Source organism: Pseudonocardia yunnanensis (genome assembly GCF_039534065.1).
Classification (GTDB): Bacteria; Actinomycetota; Actinomycetes; order Mycobacteriales; family Pseudonocardiaceae; genus Pseudonocardia; species Pseudonocardia yunnanensis.
The window spans coordinates 297,524-314,923 of the sequence record NZ_BAAAUS010000034.1 but is presented as its reverse complement, the minus strand read 5'-3'; the positions used below and the strand labels follow the sequence as shown (position 1 = coordinate 314,923).

15 protein-coding genes are annotated in these 17,400 nt (G+C 72.0%); 6 read left to right on the top strand and 9 right to left on the bottom strand.

The annotated features are described in order from the left end of the window. Nucleotides 1-20: 20 nt before the first annotated feature. From ABD743_RS30020 to ABD743_RS29995, 6 genes are all read right to left on the bottom strand, one after another. A complete protein-coding gene (locus ABD743_RS30020) occupies nucleotides 21-1,172 on the bottom strand; it encodes an LLM class flavin-dependent oxidoreductase (protein WP_344725722.1) in 1,152 nt (383 codons plus the stop codon). Between the two features lie 67 nt (nucleotides 1,173-1,239). Beyond that, nucleotides 1,240-2,913, bottom strand: a complete 1,674-nt coding sequence (locus ABD743_RS30015; RefSeq protein WP_344725721.1) for a dipeptide ABC transporter ATP-binding protein — start codon at nucleotides 2,911-2,913, stop codon at nucleotides 1,240-1,242. Continuing rightward, nucleotides 2,910-3,824, bottom strand: coding sequence for an ABC transporter permease (locus ABD743_RS30010; RefSeq protein ID WP_344725720.1), 915 nt, complete (start codon nucleotides 3,822-3,824; stop codon nucleotides 2,910-2,912). The genes ABD743_RS30015 and ABD743_RS30010 overlap by 4 nt, the downstream gene beginning before the upstream one ends. After that, a complete protein-coding gene (locus tag ABD743_RS30005; protein ID WP_344725719.1) occupies nucleotides 3,821-4,765 on the bottom strand; it encodes an ABC transporter permease in 945 nt (314 codons plus the stop codon). Before ABD743_RS30005 ends, ABD743_RS30010 begins: the two co-directional genes overlap by 4 nt. 4 nt (nucleotides 4,766-4,769) lie before the next feature. After that, entirely contained in the window at nucleotides 4,770-6,428 is a 1,659-nt protein-coding gene (locus ABD743_RS30000) for an ABC transporter substrate-binding protein (protein WP_344725718.1), read from the bottom strand. A gap of 349 nt (nucleotides 6,429-6,777) precedes the next feature. Continuing rightward, nucleotides 6,778-7,176, bottom strand: coding sequence for a hypothetical protein (locus ABD743_RS29995; RefSeq protein WP_344725717.1), 399 nt, complete (start codon nucleotides 7,174-7,176; stop codon nucleotides 6,778-6,780). 89 nt (nucleotides 7,177-7,265) lie between these two features. Here ABD743_RS29995 and ABD743_RS29990 point away from each other — a divergent pair, with 89 nt between their 5' ends. The 6 genes from ABD743_RS29990 (at nucleotide 7,266) to ABD743_RS29965 (ending at nucleotide 14,302) form a co-directional block, all read left to right on the top strand. Then, entirely contained in the window at nucleotides 7,266-7,985 is a 720-nt protein-coding gene (locus ABD743_RS29990; RefSeq protein ID WP_344725716.1) for a GntR family transcriptional regulator, read from the top strand. A gap of 203 nt (nucleotides 7,986-8,188) precedes the next feature. Continuing rightward, complete coding sequence (locus ABD743_RS29985; RefSeq protein WP_344725715.1) at nucleotides 8,189-9,496, top strand: sugar ABC transporter substrate-binding protein; 1,308 nt, start codon at nucleotides 8,189-8,191, stop codon at nucleotides 9,494-9,496. An 8-nt stretch (nucleotides 9,497-9,504) separates the two neighbouring features. Continuing rightward, entirely contained in the window at nucleotides 9,505-10,476 is a 972-nt protein-coding gene (locus ABD743_RS29980) for a carbohydrate ABC transporter permease (RefSeq protein ID WP_344725714.1), read from the top strand. Continuing rightward, nucleotides 10,473-11,303: a carbohydrate ABC transporter permease gene (locus tag ABD743_RS29975; protein ID WP_344725713.1), complete on the top strand. Its 831-nt coding sequence runs from the start codon at nucleotides 10,473-10,475 to the stop codon at nucleotides 11,301-11,303. Before ABD743_RS29980 ends, ABD743_RS29975 begins: the two co-directional genes overlap by 4 nt. A gap of 7 nt (nucleotides 11,304-11,310) precedes the next feature. Further along, nucleotides 11,311-12,714: a glycoside hydrolase family 3 protein gene (locus tag ABD743_RS29970; RefSeq protein WP_344725712.1), complete on the top strand. Its 1,404-nt coding sequence runs from the start codon at nucleotides 11,311-11,313 to the stop codon at nucleotides 12,712-12,714. A gap of 88 nt (nucleotides 12,715-12,802) precedes the next feature. Continuing rightward, the gene (locus ABD743_RS29965; protein WP_344725711.1) at nucleotides 12,803-14,302 is read left to right on the top strand and encodes a S1C family serine protease; all 1,500 of its coding nucleotides are present in this window, start codon (nucleotides 12,803-12,805) and stop codon (nucleotides 14,300-14,302) included. Between the two features lie 66 nt (nucleotides 14,303-14,368). On the opposite strand, the gene ABD743_RS29960 is transcribed toward ABD743_RS29965, so the two are convergent. The 3 genes from ABD743_RS29960 to ABD743_RS29950 are packed head-to-tail and all read right to left on the bottom strand — an operon-like array spanning nucleotide 14,369 to nucleotide 17,372. Beyond that, the gene (locus ABD743_RS29960) at nucleotides 14,369-15,526 is read right to left on the bottom strand and encodes a CaiB/BaiF CoA transferase family protein (protein WP_344725710.1); all 1,158 of its coding nucleotides are present in this window, start codon (nucleotides 15,524-15,526) and stop codon (nucleotides 14,369-14,371) included. A gap of 39 nt (nucleotides 15,527-15,565) precedes the next feature. Then, nucleotides 15,566-15,955, bottom strand: coding sequence for a PPOX class F420-dependent oxidoreductase (locus ABD743_RS29955; protein ID WP_344725709.1), 390 nt, complete (start codon nucleotides 15,953-15,955; stop codon nucleotides 15,566-15,568). A gap of 10 nt (nucleotides 15,956-15,965) precedes the next feature. Next, nucleotides 15,966-17,372 carry an MFS transporter gene (locus ABD743_RS29950; RefSeq protein ID WP_344725708.1) on the bottom strand — a complete coding sequence of 469 codons (1,407 nt, stop codon included), beginning with the start codon at nucleotides 17,370-17,372 and terminating at the stop codon, nucleotides 15,966-15,968. Nucleotides 17,373-17,400 lie beyond the last annotated feature (28 nt).

Sequence of the window (17,400 nt, the reverse complement as noted above, 5' to 3'; positions counted from 1 at the left end):
CATGCCAGGATCATGCCTCCTCATCCAGCGGCCCAGGCCTTCGCGAGTAGCTCGTAGCTGCGCACCCTGTCGGCGTGCTCGGTGGTGATCGTCGTCACGATCAGCTCGTCGGCCCCTGTCACCCGCGCCAGCGTCGACAGCTTCTCCACCACCCTGGACGGCGAGCCGACGATCTGTGTGGCCACCCGGTCGGCCACCGCGGCCCGTTCCTCGTCGGTCCACACACGCGCTCTCGCCTGATCCGGCGTCACGTACGGCTCCGCACCCAGACCCCTCCGGATGCCGAGAACCCACTGCCCGTAGGGCGCCGCAAGCTCCTCGGCGGTGGCGTCGTCGTCCGCCACCACGACGTCGGCCGAGACCGCGACGTACGGCCGCTCCAGGCGGCGCGGACCCGTCCCGGGCCGGAACGCCGCGCGGTACGCCTCGAGCGTGTCCAGCACCGACGACGGCACGACGTGGTACGCGGCAGCGAGCGGCAGACCTGCCGCACCCGCAGTGGTCGCGCTGTCGCCCCCGCTGGCCGCGAGCACCCAGACCTCGAGATCCGCGCCCTCGGCCGCGATCACGTGCAGCGGCAGGCCGTCCGCAGCGATCGCCGTGCCCTCCAGGTAGGACAGGATCTCGGCCACCTGCTGCGCGTATTCCGCCGATTGGTCGTCGAGGCTGATGCCGACCAGGGGTGCGAGCACGGCCACCCGCGCCGGGATCCGGCCGCCCGGGGCCGGGGCCGGGATCAGGAGGCCGTCGACGACCCGGTCCTCCGGCGGGTTGCCCCCCGGAGCGGGAGAAGCCGGCTGCGCAGCGGGCGACCGGCGCCGGGGCGGGCCGGTGCGCCCGAGGCCCAGGTCGATCCGTCCGGGGTGCAGAGCGGCGATCTCACCCATCTGCTCGGCGGCCGCCAGCGGCAGCGCGGGAGGCATCAGCACGGCGCCGGAACCGACCCGGATCCGTTCGGTCGCCCCGGCGATCATCGCGACCAGAACCGGTGCCGACGACGACGCGACGCCGGTGACCCCGTGATGCTCGGCCACCCAGAACCGGTGGTAGCCCGCTCGTTCTGCGGCCCTGGCGAGGTCGATCGAGTTGCGGATCGCGTCGGCCGCGGTGCCGCCCGCGGGCACCGGCGCGAGATCCAGGATCGACAGGGGAATCTCCGGGCGACTCGTCATCCCAGCGTCTCCTCCCGGTCGATCGCGGTGCGCTCCACGGCTTGTGTTCCAGCGGTCGTCGCAGTCGTCATGTGCCCACTTCCAGGGTCGGTGCGCCGCGGCGCCGCCCGGCGATGGCGGCGAGCAGCTCTCGGGTGTAGTCCTCACCCGGGGCGTCGAACAGCTCGGTGGTCGGGCGCAGCTCCAAGAGCCGCCCGTCCCGCATGACGCCCACGCGATGCGCGACCCTGCGCACCACGGCGAGATCGTGGGAGATGAACAGGTACGCCAAGCCCGCAGCTGCCTGCAGCTCCGCGAGCAGGTCGAGCACCTGTGCCTGCACCGAGACGTCGAGCGCCGACACCGGCTCGTCACACACTACGAGGTCGGGTGAGAGCGCCAGCGCTCTTGCGATCGCGACACGCTGGCGCTGGCCGCCGGAGAGCTCGACGGGCCTGCGCACCAGCACCGAGGCCGGCAACGCCACCTTCTCCACCAGTTCCGCGGCCCGACGCCGCTGCTCGGTGGCCGATCCGACCCGGAAGGCCCGCAGGGGCTCGGTGACGACGTCCTCCACGCTGAATCTCGGGTCCAGCGAGGCGTAGGGGTTCTGGTAGATCAGCTGCGCGCGCCTGCGCAGCTCCCGCCAGTCCTTCCCTTTCACTCGCGTGATGTCCGCGCCGTCGAAGATCACCTGCCCGGCCGTCGGGTCGGCGAGCCGCAGCACGAGCCGCGCCGTGGTCGACTTGCCCGACCCCGACTCGCCCACCAACGCGAGCGTCTCGCCGCGGGTGATGGTGAAGCTGACATCGTCGACGGCGCGCAGCACGCCGCGGCGGCCGTTCACCCGGGGCAGTGGGAAGTCCTTGACCAGGTTGCGCACCTCGAGGAGCGGGTCGCCCGCGGGGGCGGGTGCCCTCGTCGTCGCCGTGGACGCGGGCCGCAGGCCTGGTGCGCTCGCCAGCAGCGTGCGCGTGTACGGGTCCGACGGGGAGTCGAGGATCGAGCCGACCGGCCCTTCCTCGACGATCCTGCCGCCCGACATCACGAGGATCCGGTCCGCGCGGTCGGCGGCCACCCCCAGGTCGTGGGTGATGAGCAGCACCGCGGTGCCGGACTCGCGCGTGAGCTCCTCGAGGTGGTCGAGGATGCGACGCTGCACGGTCGCGTCGAGCGCGCTGGTCGGCTCGTCGGCGATGAGCAACCCGGGGTTCGCCGCCACCGCGATCGCGATCAACACCCGCTGCCGCATGCCACCGGACAGCTCGTGCGGGTACTGCCCGGCCCGTACCCGCGGGTCGGGGAGCCCGGCCCTGGCCAGGAGCTCGATCGCGTCGATCGCCGCCCGGCGCCGGTCGGCCAGCCCGTGCACGCGCAGCGCCTCGGCCACCTGCGTGCCGATCTTCTGCACGGGGTTCAGCGACACCGTCGGGTCCTGCGGGACGAGCCCGATCCGGCGTCCCCTGATCGACCGCATCGCCTTCTCCGACAGGCCCGCCAGCTCCTCTGCCGGCCCCTGTCCGGTGGCGAGCCGAATGCTTCCCCGTGCGACCGTGCCGTTGGGCGGCAGCAGCCCGATCACGGCCTGGGCCAGCGTGGACTTGCCCGACCCCGACTCCCCCACGACCGCCACCACTTCGCCGGGCGCCACCGTCAACGACGCACCGCGAACGGCATGCAGCAACCCGCCGCCCGTCCGGTAGGCGACGTCGAGGCCCTCGACCCGCAACAACGGCTCGGCGGCCGCGGATGACGCGCTCATGACGTACGGCTCCATTCCCCGTCCAGGGCGCGGGAGATCCGGTTGACCGACAGCACGGTCGCGGCGATCGCGAACCCCGGCATCGCGCACAGCCACCAGGAGGCGGCGATGTAGTTGCGGCCCTCCGCGATGAGCGACCCCCACTCCGGAGCAGGCGGCGGCGCCCCGTAGCCGAGGAAGCTCAGCGACGAGACCGCGAGGATCGCCAGGCCGAACTCCAGCACCGCGAGCACCAGCACGGGACCGGCCGCGTTGGGCAGCACGTGGCGCACCAGCGTGACGTGCCACCGCGTGCCCACCGAGCGTGCCGCCTCCACATAGGTCGACTGCCGGATCCGCAGCGTCTCGGCCCGCATCACCCTCGCGAAGTTCGCGACGCTCGCGATGCCGACGGCGATGGCCACCTTGATCGTGCCGTAGCCCAGCGCCGTGATCAGGGCCAGCGACAGCAGGATCGCCGGGATCGCCATCAGCACGTCGACCACACGCATCAGGCTCTCGTCGACCCACCGCCCGACGAACCCTGCGAGCAGGCCGATGAGCCCACCGACCACCAGCGCCACGGCGACCGCGATCACCGTGGCCTGCAGCGAGAGCGCCGCCCCGTGGACGACCCTGGTGTAGACGTCGCGGCCCAGGTAGTCCGTGCCGAACACGTGGGCGGCGCTGGGCGCCTGGAGCTTGTCCGCCGGCACGCCCGCGGCCGGGTCGCCGCTCGCCAGCACCGTGGGCGCGAATGCCGCGACCAGCACCAGCACGACGAACACGATCGACACGACGAGCCCTGGCCTGCGTACGAAGAAGCGCAGCGTGCGGGCCACCCGCTCCCGCGGCGTCGCGGCGACTGGCTGTGCAATGGTCGAACCCGGGGGGACCTCGCCCAGAGGTTTCCCGATCAGCAGTTGGGTCATACCGCCGCTCCCGTCGCGATCCTGGGGTCGAGCACCGGATAGATGAGGTCGACGAGCAGGTTGACCGTGACGAACACCGCGGCGGCGAACACGACGATCCCCTGCACCAGCGGGATGTCCTGGACGCTCACGGCCGAGACCGTGAGCCTGCCCAGCCCTGGTCGGGTGAACACCGTCTCCACCACCACCGAGCCGGCCAGCAGGTTGCCGACCACGTACCCGAGCACGGTGAGCGCCGGGAGTGCCGCGTTGCGCAGCGCGTGTCGCAGGTGGATCGCAATGCGTCCGGCGCCCTTGGCGCGTGCGGTGACGACATAGGGCTCGTCGAGCGCGGCCGAGAGGCTCTTCGCGAGCACCTGCGCCACGAGCGCGCCGGTCGGCAGGCCGAGAGTGACCGCCGGGAGCACCAGCGACTCGAGCCCTTTCGCCCCGACCGAGGGCAACAGCCGCAGCTGGAAGGAGAAGACCTGCACCAGCATCAGTCCGACCCAGAACACCGGCAGCGACACGGCCAGCGACGGCAGGGCCATGAGCAGCTGCCGCAGCCAGCGGGCCGAGGTGTAGGTCGCGACGAGTGCCACAGCCCCGCCGAACACGATCGCGAAGGCCAGGCCGGCCACCGAGATCTGGATCGTCGGTGGCAGGGACTCGCGGATCGCGTCCCCGACGTCCTTCCCGGACTGGATGGACGTGCCGAAGTCGCCGTGCAGGGCGTCCCACAGACGGGTGCCGTACTGCACGATCAACGGCTGGTCGAGGCCGTAGCGGGCACGCAGCGCGTCGAGCGCCTCGGGCGTGAGCGGCTCGCCGTCGAGCCCACCGCTGGCCATGGTGGCCACCGGGTCGCCGGGTAGCAGGTACAGGACGACGAACGAGACCGTGAACGCCGCCCACAGCACCCCGATCGCCAGTGCGACGCGTCTGACGAGATAGATGGCCATCGCGCTACTCCGACTTCCAGGCATCGTGCAGGACGATCCGTGACGACGCGTCGAACTTGACGTCGTGGGTGTTCTGCGCGACGCCGAGCACCGTGGTCAGCTCCACCACCGGCACCGCGTAGTCGCGCTGCAACAGCAGGCCCTGGGCCTGGCCGACGAGCCCGGCTCGCTCGGCCGCGTCGGGCTGTGCGGCCTGCTCGGCCAGCACCTGGTCGAGCGGGCTCGGTGGGAGCCGGTAGAAGTTGGCGCTCTCCGTGGAGTAGGAGGTGCGCAGGACGTCCGGGTCGGGGCGGGTCGTGTTGCCCCAGGTCGCCTCGAAGTCACCGCTCTGCTGCACCGGCGTCAGGTCGGAGATCGGCCGTTCCCGCAGCTGCAGATCGATCCCGACCTTCCTGACCTGCTGCTGGATGAGTTCCAGCGCAGGCTTGTTCGTGGCCGCGTTGGCGAAGAACGTCAGCTCGATCGAGAGCGGCTGCCCCGCCTTGGCCCGGATGCCGTCCGGGCCGGGGACCCAGCCGGCCGCATCGAGGGTGGCGGCCGCCTTCGCCGCGTTGAACGAGAGCTGCGCCGATGCGTCGGCGTACGACGGCGTGCTCGACGCCAGCACACCGGTCGCCGGTTTGGTCTGGGAGGTGTAGACCGCGGCGGCCACCTCCTGCCGGTCGATCGCTAGCGACAACGCGTCCCGCACGGCGGGGTCCGACACGATCGGCTTCTGCAGGTTGAAGAAGATCCCGAAGGGGATGCCGGGGTTCGCCCTCGCCAGCAGCCGGACGCCCACCGCCGTGAGCGGAGCCTCGTCCTGGGGGCCGATGCTGCTGATCGCGTCGACCTCGCCGGACTGCAGGCTCCCGGTCCGCACGCCCGACTCCGGGACGACGCGGAACTCGATGCTGTCCAGATAGGCCTCGCCCGGGTGCTTCCACAGCGACGAGCCCCAGTCGTAGCCCGCCCGCTTGGTGAGCACCGTCGACTGGTTCATGGTGTAGCTCTCGAGCACGAACGGGCCCGACCCCACCACCCCCTCGCAGCGCTCGTCGTCGCTCTCGGCGACCGAGGCGGGCGAGAGGATGCCGAGGCTGAACGTCGAGGTGCCCTGCAGGAACTGCACGTTGGGGCGGCTGAAGGACACCGTGAACGTCGTCGGGCTGGTCACGGTGGTGCTCTGGTAGCTCGCCAGGTAGCTCTTCGCCAGCGGGGCGCGCGCACCCAGCTGCGGCACCCTGTCGAGGTTGGCCGCCACGGCGTCGGCGTCCAGCGGGGTGCCATCGCTGAACGTCACGCCCTCGCGCAGCGTGAACGTGTACGAGGTGGCGTCCGGGCTGGTCTGCCAGGTGGTGGCCAACCACGGCTTGATCTCCCCGGTGACGGGGTCCTGGTCGGTGAGCGAGTCGACGATCTGGCGCATCGAGTAGATCGAGTCGTTGCTGGTCACCTGCTGCGGATCGACGCAGCCCTGATCGCTGCCCACCGCGAAGCGCAGCGTGCCGCCGGGCTGTGGTGGCCCGACGGCAGCAGGGCCGCCGGATGCCGCGCCGCCGGACCCGCACGCGGCCAGCACGAGCACCGCGACCGCACCGAGCACGGACGTGGCGAGCAGGCGGCGGGGAGCACGCCGGGAGATCGATGTCGTCGGGGAGGAACTGACGTCCGATGCGGACATGAGGGTGTGCCACTTTCCGCGGCGACGGCCGCGACAGTCGGGGAGAGCGGAGGGGGCCCGGGAGGGACTCAGGCCCGACAGCAGGCGCCGGCGACGCGCAGCAGGTCGATGTGCAAGCGGTGGCGGCAGCCGGTCGCGCGGTAGAACGAGCTCACGTGCCCCCCTCGACTCCGGCCAGGGCACCCGATTCGCAGAGCGAGGGTGCTACGGCGCCGTCGAACCACGTCTCTCGGACGGATGGATCGGACGGTACGTAACGGCGCGGGGACGATCAACCCGGCAGCACGAGCCGCTCGTGTGACGTGGAGCGCTTCCGGCTCACATCCCGGGCCGCACCGCAGCCGGGGCGTCACGCTCCTGCGCCGGCAACCTCGCGGTCGAGCACGGCGGCGACCCGTCCGGCCCAGCGCTCGTGCGCGGACTGCCGGGTGACGCCGGCGGCGTGCGCGATCTCCTCCCAGGTGGCGCCGTGGCGCCGCAACCCGATCAGCACGGGCAGCGGGTCCATCCCCGCTCCGAGCCCGATGCGCAGCTGCAGCAGTTGCCAGGCGCGCTCGCGGCGGAGGGGAATGCCGGTGCCCTCCTCCGCGTGCCATTCCACGCTGCCGGGCAGGGGCGGCTCCCCGAGGAGCGCGTCGGCCTGCCGGCCCGCCTCGGTGACCGCCGCGACCTGCACCGCACCTGCCGCAGCCGTGACGTCGACGGTGAGGGCGATGGCCACAGGATCGTCCGCGTCGAGATCGAACATCGTGTCAGGATGATCCTGACAAACATCGCTGTCAACCACCCGGGGCGTTGCGTTGGCCTCGACCGCGATCCTTGGTGTACCAATGGGCTATGAGCGCGCCGCCCAGCGAGACCGACAAACAACGGCGGCTGCGCGCGCACCTCGGCGAGCTGATCGCCGCCATGGCGCCCGGTGAACCACTCCCGGCCGAGCGCGACCTGGCGCGCGACCTGGGCGTCGCCCGGATGACGCTGCGTCGCGCGGTCGACGGGATGGTCGCCGACGCACTCCTGGTGCGCCGGCAGGGGGCGGGCACGTTCGTCGCTCCGGCGAAGGTGGCCCACCGCCTCTCGGCCAACTCCTTCTCCGCCGACATGCGCGCCCGGGGCCTGCGTCCGGGCAGCCGCACGCTGCAGAGCAGCCGCGAGCCCGCCGGCGTCATGCTGGCCGCGCTGTTGGAGGTGCCCGCAGGCTCTCCGGTGCTGCACGTCCGCAGGCTCCGGCTCGCCGACGACGAACCCATGGCAGTGGAGGACCTGCACGTCCCGGGCGACCTCGTGCCGGGCCTCACGGGTGCCGATCTCGAGGACCGCTCCTACTACGAACTGCTCGCACAGCGGTTCGGCCACCGCATCGTCTCGGGCACGCAGACCGCCGAGGCGGCACTGACCGGCGCGGAGGACGCCGCCGCGCTCGGTATCGAGCCGGGCGCCCCGGCCTTCTGCTTCGAGCGCACCTGCCGCGTGGAGGGCGGGCGCGTGGCGGAGTTCGTGCGGTCGGTCTACCGCGGCGACCGCTACCGGATCATGGTCGACATCTTCCCGTCCTGACCCCGGTCCGGCCCCGCGAGTCACCCGAAACCGGGTGGGCCCTCCACGGCCTGCGGCGTCATCCGATCTTCACCCCCGTGATTGCCCGGCGCGGTCTTGACGCCGCAGGGGTGACGAGCGCTACAGTTTCGGACATTTAGACCTCTGGTCTCAATAAGCGGTCTGCTCTGCTGCACCCATCGGAAGGGGAACCCATGTGGTCGATGCCCGGAGCCCGAGGGGCGCGGCGTAGCACCGTCCGCGTCGCTGCCCTCCTCGCCGCCTCGGCGCTGGCCCTCACCGCCTGCGGCGGTTCCGGGGGCGGCGAGGCCGCCGACGCCGGAGGCGATCGCGCCCTCACCGTCTGGATCATGGAAGGCACCAACCCCGACGCCCGCCCCTTCTTCGACGAGCTGTCCACGGCCTTCCGCAACCAGACCGGCGCCACGCTCGACGTTCAGTACGTGCCCTGGGCCTCGGCCCACGACAAGTTCGTCACCGCGATCGCCGGAGGCACCACGCCCGACGTGGCCGAGGTGGGCACCACCTGGACCGGCGAGTTCGGCGACGCGGGCGCGCTGGCCGACCTCACCGCGCGGGTACAGCAGGCGGGCCTGTCCGACGGCCTGGTCACGGGCCTGACGGAGGCCGGCACCGTCGGCGACGCCCTCTACGGGATGCCCTGGTACGCGGGCGTCCGCTCGATCGTCTACCGCACCGACGTCTTCACCGAGGCCGGCGTGACCCCGCCCACCACGTGGGACGAGCTGGCCGCGGCGGGAGAGAAGATCAAGGCCGCCCGCCCGGACATGGTCCCGTTCCCGGTCGCGGGGGACAACGAGTACGGCGTCTATCCCTTCATCTGGGGAGCGGGCGGCGAGATCGCCACCCAGAACGGCGGCAACTGGACGAGCGCCCTCGACACACCGCAGGCTCGCCAGGGCATCCAGGCCTACGCCGACCTCGCGCTGAAGCACGGGCTCTCCACTCCTGCTGCGGCCACCTGGAAGGAGACCGACCTGCAGGACGCGTTCGCCAAGGGTCAGGCCGCGATGATCATCTCGGGGAGCTGGACGCCGAAGGCGATCCTCGAGGCGGCGCCGGACCTGCAGGGCAAGATCGGCGCGTTCCCGATCCCCGGCCCCACCGGCGGCCTCGCCCCCTCGTTCCTGGGCGGCTCACACCTGTCGATCTTCGAGGCCAGCCCGAACCAGGACCTCGCCTGGCAGCTCGTGCAGCTGATGAGCACCGGTGACTTCGCCGCGAAGTGGGGCTCGGAGTCGAGCTTCTTCCCCGGCACCACCGCGCTGCTGCAGCAGGCCGCGCAGTCGTCCGATCCGCTCGTGGCACCGTTCGCGAAGCAGATGGTGGAGGCCGGCCGCAGCGTGCCGGTGACTCCGCTCTACGGGCAGGTCCAGGGCAAGAAGACGGTTCAGGCCATGATGGCCGCCATCCTCAACGGCACGCCCGTCGACCAGGCCACCTCGTCCGCCGCCGCGGAGATGAACCAGATCTTCGCCGGCGGAGCGTGACCGACGTCGTGACGACGCTCCGGGAGCGCACCCGTCCGGGACGCGGGACGGCCACCGCCGGCCCGCGCCCCGGACGCTCCCGCCACACCGGCGCCCGGACCGTCCGGCCCTGGCTGCTGCTCGCGCCCGCCCTGCTCGTCATGGGCGGGCTGCTGCTCTACCCGCTGGTGCAGGTCGTGGTGATCTCGCTGCAGGACTTCGGCCTGCGGCAGCTCGTGTCCGGCCGCACCAGCTGGGTCGGCTTCGACAACTACGTCGAGCTGCTCGGCGATGTCGACCTCTGGCGCACGGTCCTGCCCAACACCGTGGTGTTCGCGGTGATGGCGGTGGCACTGACGGTGGTGGTCGGCACCCTCGTGGCGCTGCTGCTGGCCTGCCTGCGCCCGTTCACCCGTGGCGTCGTCACCACGGCGATCATGCTGGCCTGGGCCGTGCCGGCCGTCACCGGAACCTACGTCTGGGTCTTCCTCTTCACCCCGGGCGACGGGCTCGCGGTGCAGGCCCTCGACGCACTCGGCCTGGCCGACGCCGCCACCACCAACCCGTTCGCCTCCCGCTTCTCCTTCTACACGGTGGCCGCCCTCAACGTCGTGCACCACGGCTTCCCGTTCGTGGCCCTCACCGTGCTCGCCGGGCTGCTCACCGTGCCGCAGGAGGTGACCGAGGCGGCGATCGTGGACGGCGCCGGTGCGTGGCGGCGCTTCTGGTCGGTCACGTTCCCGATGCTGCGGCCGATCTTCGCCGTGGTGACGGTGCTGTCGACGATCTGGGACTTCAAGGTGTTCACCCAGATCTACCTGATGCCCGGCGGCGACGGCGTCAACCGCGACGTGCTGAACCTCGGCACGTGGTCCTACGTCGAGTCCTTCGCCCAGAACCGCTACGGGCTCGGCGCGGCGATCGCCGTGGTGCTCACCGTGCTGCTGCTGATCATCACCGTGGGCTATCTGCGGCTGCTGTTCCGTGAGGAGGAGCTGTGACGGGTCATGCCTCACCGATGAGACGCGCGCTGCGCGGGCTCGGGGTGGCCGCGGTGCTCGTCTTCACGCTCTTCCCGGTCTGGCTCATGGTCGCCACGGCGCTCAACGGGCGGGCGAACGCGGGGTCGCGTTCGCTGTGGCCGCAGGAGTGGACGCTCGACAACTTCACGTTCGTGATCGGCGAGGGCGGCTTCGGCCGGTATCTCCTGAACTCGCTGCTCGTGGGGCTCGGCACCGTGCTCGCCGGCGCCCTGCTCGCACTGCTGGCGGCCGTTGCCGTCTCGCGGTTCCGCTTCCGGTTCCGCACGTCGGTGCTGGTGATGATCCTGATCATCCAGATGGTGCCGGTGGAGGCGCTGGTCATCCCGCTCTTCATCCAGGCGCGCAGCCTCGGGGCACTCGACACGCTGCTCGGGCTCGTCGTCGTCTATCTCGCGTTCTCCCTGCCGTTCGCGATCTGGACGCTGCGCGGGTTCGTCGCCGCGGTGCCCGTGGAGCTGGAGGAGGCGGCCTACCTCGACGGGGCGTCGTGGGGGCGGATGTTCTGGTCCGTTCTGCTGCCGCTGGTGGCCCCGGGCCTCGTGGCCACGAGCGTGTTCTCCTTCATCACGGCGTGGAACGAGTTCATCTTCGCCCTGACGTTCATGGCCGACCAGGACAACTACACCGTCGCCGTCGGGCTGCGCCGCTTCTTCGGGCAGTACGGCACCGACTGGGGTGCGGTGATGGCGGCCTCCACGCTGATCACGGTGCCGGTCATGGTGTTCTTCGTGATCGCGCAGAAACGGCTGACCGACGGGCTCGTGGCCGGGGCGGTGAAGGGGTGAGCACGGGATGAGCACCGACGGGCGCCTGGTCGACGCCGTGCTGCTGCCCGGCTTCAGCGGCGAGACGGTGCCCGACTGGCTCGCACGGGCCGTCGACGGCGGGCTCGCGGGCGTGTGCGTCTTCTCCTCGAACGTCGGACCGGAGTTCACCGAGCTCAGCGCCGCCCTGCACGACCGGCGCGCCGGGATGCTCGTCGCGTCCGACGAGGAGGGTGGAGCCGTCACCCGGCTCGAACACCGCGACGGTTCGTCCTGGCCGGGTGCCGTCGCGTTGGGCCGCCTCGACGACATCGCCGTCACGGAGGCGGTCGCCGCGGGGATGGGCCGTCAGTGCCGGGCGGCGGGCGTGGACATCGCACTCGCGCCGGTGGTCGACGTCAACGCCGAGCCGGAGAACCCGGTGATCGGCATCCGGTCCTTCGGAGCCACCCCGGACCTCGTGGCGCGGCACACCCGGGCGTTCGTGCGGGGGCTGCAGGGCGCCGGCACGGCGGCCACCGCGAAGCACTTCCCCGGCCACGGCTCCACCACGGTCGACTCGCACCGGGCGCTCCCCGTGGTCGACGCCGACCTGGCGACGCTGCGGTCGCGCGACCTGCCCCCGTTCGCGGCCGCCGTCGAGGCCGGGGTGCGCTGCGTGCTCACCGCACACGTGCTGTTCCCGGCCCTGGACGACCGACCGGCCACGATGAGTGCGGCGCTGCTCGGGCTCCTGCGCCACGAGCTCGGCTTCGACGGCGTGGTGATCAGCGACGCCGTCGACATGGAGGCCATCGCGGGCACCGTCGGAAGCGGACCCGGTGCGGTCGCCGCGCTGGCGGCGGGCGTCGACCTCGTATGCATCGGCAACCCCTCCAACGGCTACGACGACGAGGCGGGCTACCTCGAGGTACGCCACGCGCTGCTCGCCGCGCTGGCCGACGGCACGCTCACCCGCCCCCGCCTCGCCGATGCGGGGCGGCGGGTGGCGCAACTGGCGGAGTGGGTGCGCGGGGCCACGGTCTCGACGGACGGTCCCGCCGGTGACCTCGGCAGGCAGATCGTCCGGCGCGTCGTGGAGGTGCGCGGGGACGTGCGGGTCGGAGCGGCCCCGCATCTGCTCGATCTCACGGGTCCGGAGAACGTTGCGGCCGGGCGGCGCCGGGAGCCGTGGCTGGCTGCGGCCCTGCGCCTGCGCGACCCAGGGGCCACCACGGGCCGGCAGGACCTTCCCGATGCCGGAAGGCCGCTCGTCGCCGTCGTGGCCGGCCCGTCGGCGGCGCTGGACACCGTGCGCGACGCCCGGCCGGACGCGGTGGTCGTCCATGTCGGGATGCCGGACCGCTGGCGACCCTCGGCACCGTCCGTGACGGTGTGGGGCGACGGGCGTGCGCAGGCGGATGTCGCTGCAGAACTGCTGATGGGAAGGTGAGGAGAGCAGGGGTGACCGGCGGGATTTTCGTGCGCTTTCCCAGATACTCCTCAGGCAGTTCCCAGGTTCCGGGCGCATCGTCGTTCCTATGAGCGACGAGCAGAGGGAGCAGGGCCGGGACGCGAGCGCCTCGACCGATGGCCCCCGCACCGACCAGCACCCCGCGCAGTCGTACGCGCCCGGACAGGAGAACACGGTACCGGCCATGGGGCCGAGCCCCATGGGAGCGCCCGTGGGCGCGGAGCAGCCGGCGGGCAACCCGTACCAGCACTCCACGGCCGCATACCCGCCGCCGAACGGTGGCTTCCCGTACGGCCCGCCGCCGCCCACCCCTGGACACCAGCCGCGCAAGCCGCGCACGATGGTCGGCATCGTCGCGGCCGCGTTGATCGCCGGACTCGTCGGCGGCGGGGCCGCCTTCGGCGGGGCCTACGCCCTGACGGGCAGCCACCCGGTCAACACCGTCCTCACCTCCTCCCCCGCCAGCCCCGCGTCCACCAACGCCACGCCGGGCACGGTGGCGGCGGCCGCGCAGAAGGCCATGCCGAGCACGGTCGACATCCGTGTCGACCTGGCTCAGGGCACGGCCGAGGGCAGCGGCGTGATCCTCACCGCCGACGGCGACGTGCTCACCAACAACCACGTCGTGGCGGGCTCCACCGGGGACATCGTCGTGACGCTCGCCGACGGCAGCCAGCACAACGCCACGGTGGTCGGCACCGCGCCGAGCTACGACCTCGCCGTGATCAAGCTGCAGGGCGCCTCCGGTCTCACCCCGGCCACGCTCGGCCAGAGCTCGAGCCTGCAGGTCGGCCAGCAGGTCGTCGCGATCGGGTCGCCGCAGGGCCTGACCGGCACCGTCACCACCGGCATCGTCAGCGCTTTCAACCGCACCGTCCAGGTGCAGGGCGAGAACGGGACCGGCGTCGTCTACAACGGCCTACAGACCGACGCCCCGATCAACCCGGGCAACTCCGGCGGCCCGCTCGTGAACCTCGACGGCCAGGTCATCGGCATCAACTCCGCCATCGCGACCGGCGGCGGGCAGAGCGAGGGCAGCGTCGGCCTGGGCTTTGCGATCCCGGTCGACCAGGCCAAGCGCGTGGCGCAGGAGCTCATCAACACCGGCACGGCGACCAAGCCGGTGCTCGGCGTCCAGGGCAACGCGTCGGCCACGGCGTCCGACGCCGCCGGGGGCGCACCGATCGCCGCCGTGCAGTCCGGCTCACCGGCCGCGCAGGCAGGGCTTGCCGCGGGCGACGTCGTCACCAAGGTCGGCAACGCCCAGGTCCAGGACTTCGCCGACCTCATCGCGCGGATCGGCTCCTACGCCCCCGGCCAGCAGGTGCCTCTCACGATCTCCAACGGCAGCGGCAGCGGCAGCACCCGCACCGTCGACGTGACCCTGGGCAGCCAGCCCGACAAGAGCCCCACCACCGCGGGCGGCCAGAACGAGGGCGGCAACCAGAACCCCTTCGGTGGCCAGAACCCCTTCGGCGGTGGCAACCCCTTCGGCGGCAACGGCGGCGGGAACGGCAACGGCGGCGGCGGGAACGGCGGGGGCAACGACAACCCCTTCGGCAACTGACCGGCACACCCTCACCACGAAGCCACCTTCACGCGGTTTGCGTGGAGGTGGCTTCGCCGTGGAGCGTCAGGGGTTGGCGAGCAGCCAGTCGCGGATCTCGGCCCCGTGGGCGCCGAGCGCGGGTGGCGGCAGGCGGTAGGACGGTGGGGTGGCGGAGTACGTCACCGGGTTGCGGACGCTCAGCACGCCGCCGGGTGCCACCACGGGGTCGAGACCGAGCCGCTCGGCGAGGGCCAGCCCGTCGTCGATGGTGTTGATCGGGCCGCACGGCACCCCGGCAGGCGCGAGGATGTCGAACCACTCCTGCGCCGACTTGGTGGCGAGGCGGGCCAGCAGCAACGGACGTAGCTCGTCGCGGTGGGCGTTGCGGTCCCCCATCGACCCGAAGCGGGGGTCCTCGAGCAGTTCGGGTGCACCGATCGCGATCGCGAGCCTGCGGAACTGACCGTCGTTCGCCGCGATGACGATCAGCTCGCCGTCGCCCGTGGGGAGCGGCTCGTAGGGGAACAAGCTCAGGTGGGCGTTGCCGAGCCGTCCGGGCACGACCTCGCCGGTCAGCACCGCCGAGGTCTGGTTGACCAGCCCCGACAGCGCAGCGGAGAGCAGGTTCGTCTCCAGCTTCTGCCCCTCGCCGGTGCGCTCGCGGTGTTGCAGCGCGGCAAGGATCGCGACGGCCGCGTGCAGCCCGGTGATCACGTCGAACACGGCCACCCCGGCGCGGTAGGGCGGGCCGTCGGCGGCTCCCGTGAGGCTCATCAGCCCGGACGTGGCCTGCACCAGCAGGTCGTAGCCGGGCAGCGCGGCCCCGGCGGCGGTGCCGAAGCCGGAGATCGAGCAGTAGATGATCCGCGGGTTTCCCGCCGCCACGGTCTCGTGGTCGAGCCCGAACCGCGCCAGACCGCCGGGCTTGAAGTTCTCGATCATGACGTCGGCGCGCGCCGCGAGCCGCTGTGCCACGTCGAGGTCGGCAGGGTCGGCGAGGTCGAGCACGATGGAGCGCTTACCCCGGTTGATCGCCAGGTAGTAGGTGGCCGTGCCGTCCGCCGACCTGGGTGGCACCCACGTGCGCGTGTCGTCGCCCGTGCCGGGGCCCTCCACCTTGATCACCGTGGCACCGAGGTCGGCGAGCAGCATCGTGGCGTAGGGACCGGCGAGAATGCGGGAGAAGTCGGCGACGACCACCCCGGCCAGAGGTCCGGTCGCCGGCTGGTCCTCATCGAGCACTCACCGACCCTATGCCAGCGACACGGCGTGCCGTCATCGTCACACCGAGAAGCCGGTGACCTTGCTCGGCGTCACGCGGACGATCAGCCGGCGCACGGTGTCGGGCTCGGGGAGCGGGTCCTCACCGAGGTACTTCTGCGAGAGCCTGCGTGGCAGATCCTTCTCCGAGTCGGCGACGAGCTCCGCCGTGCCGGCGATGTCCGTGGACCGATAGGGGTTCGCGATGTCGAAGACGCTGAGGCTGATCCGCGGGTCGCGGGCGAGGTTGCGTGCCTTCCGGCGCGCCGCCGTGACGGAGAACAGCACGGTGTCGCCATCCCTCATGATCCAGACCACCGACGTGTGCGGATCCCCGTCCGCGTTCAGCGTCGCGACCGTGGCGAAGTTCCGCCCGTCCAGCAATGCGCGCGTCTCGTCGTCGAACGTCATGGGAACGACCTCACTTCCTGTTCAGCACGGTCAGAGCGATCAGCGCCGAGACCGCCACGGAGGCAGCCGCGACCGCGAAGGCCAGGTGGTAGCCGGCCGTGAGGGCCTCCTGCAGCGGCATGCCGGCGGCGGTCGCCCCGTCGGTACGAGCGGTGGCGAGCGCGGCCAGCACCGCGATGCCCAGCGCGCCGCCCACCTGCTGGCTGGTGTTGGCGAGCCCCGAGGCCAGCCCGGCGTCGGCGGGCGTGGCGTCGGACATCATCACGGTCGTCACGGCGGGGAGGCTGAGCCCGGCCCCGACACCGAGCACCAGCATCGACGGCAGCACGTCCATCACGTAGCTGCCGACCGGATCACGGGTCAGCAGCAGCAGGCCTGCCACGAGAAGCACCTCGCCTGTGAGCAGCACCGCGCGCGGCCCGAACCGCCCGATCAGCCGCCCCGACCAGGCGAGCGAGACCACCGCGATCGTCACCGGGATCGGCAGGATCGCCATGCCGGTTTGCGCCGGCGGGTAGCCGAGAGCGCGCTGCAGGTACAGCGTCGCTGTGAACTGGAAGCCCAGCATGCCCGCGACCATGAGCATCTGGACGAGGTTGCCGCCGGACACGGCGCGCGAACGGAAGATGCCGAGCCGCACGAGCGGCTCCGCGGCCACCCGCTGGCGGATGACGAACCCGGCGAGCAGCGCCGCCGCCAGCAGACCGAGACCGAGTCGCATCCCGGACCCCGACTCGTCGACGATCGCGAACACCGCGAGCATCAGCCCGGCCGTGACGAGCGCACCACCGAGCACGTCGGGCCGCGCGGCACCGCCGAGCGGGCGGTCCCGCTCGATGAGCCGCATCGACAGCACTGCTGCGACCACGCCGATCGGGACGTTGACGAGGAAGATCCAGCGCCAGCCGACGGTCTCGGTGAGCACGCCGCCGAGCAACGTTCCGATCGACGCCCCGGCGGCGCCCACGAACGCGTACACGCCCATCGCCTTCGCCCGCTCCGCCGGCTCGGGAAAGAGCCCGACGATCATGCCGAGCACCACGGCCGACGCCATCGCCGCGGCCGCCCCTTGCAGGAACCGGGCCGCGACGAGCATCCCGGAGCCGGTGGCGAGCCCGCAGAGCAGCGAGGCCAGGACGAAGAGCACGAGGCCGGAGACGAGCATCCGGCGCCTGCCCAGGAGATCGCCGAGCTTGCCGGCGAGCAGGAGCAGCCCTCCCAGGGGAACGAGGTAGGCGTTGACGGTCCAGGCCAGGCCGGAGGCGGTGAAGCCCAGGTCGGCCTGGATCGCCGGAAGCGCCACGCTGACGATGGTGCCGTCGAGAATGATCATGAGCATGCCCGCGCAGAGGACCGTGAGGGCAGCCCAGCGGGAGCGGGTCGAGCGTTCGGCGCGTTGCGTGCCGAGTGACGTCATGTCGGGAACCTCCTGGATCGTGAACCAG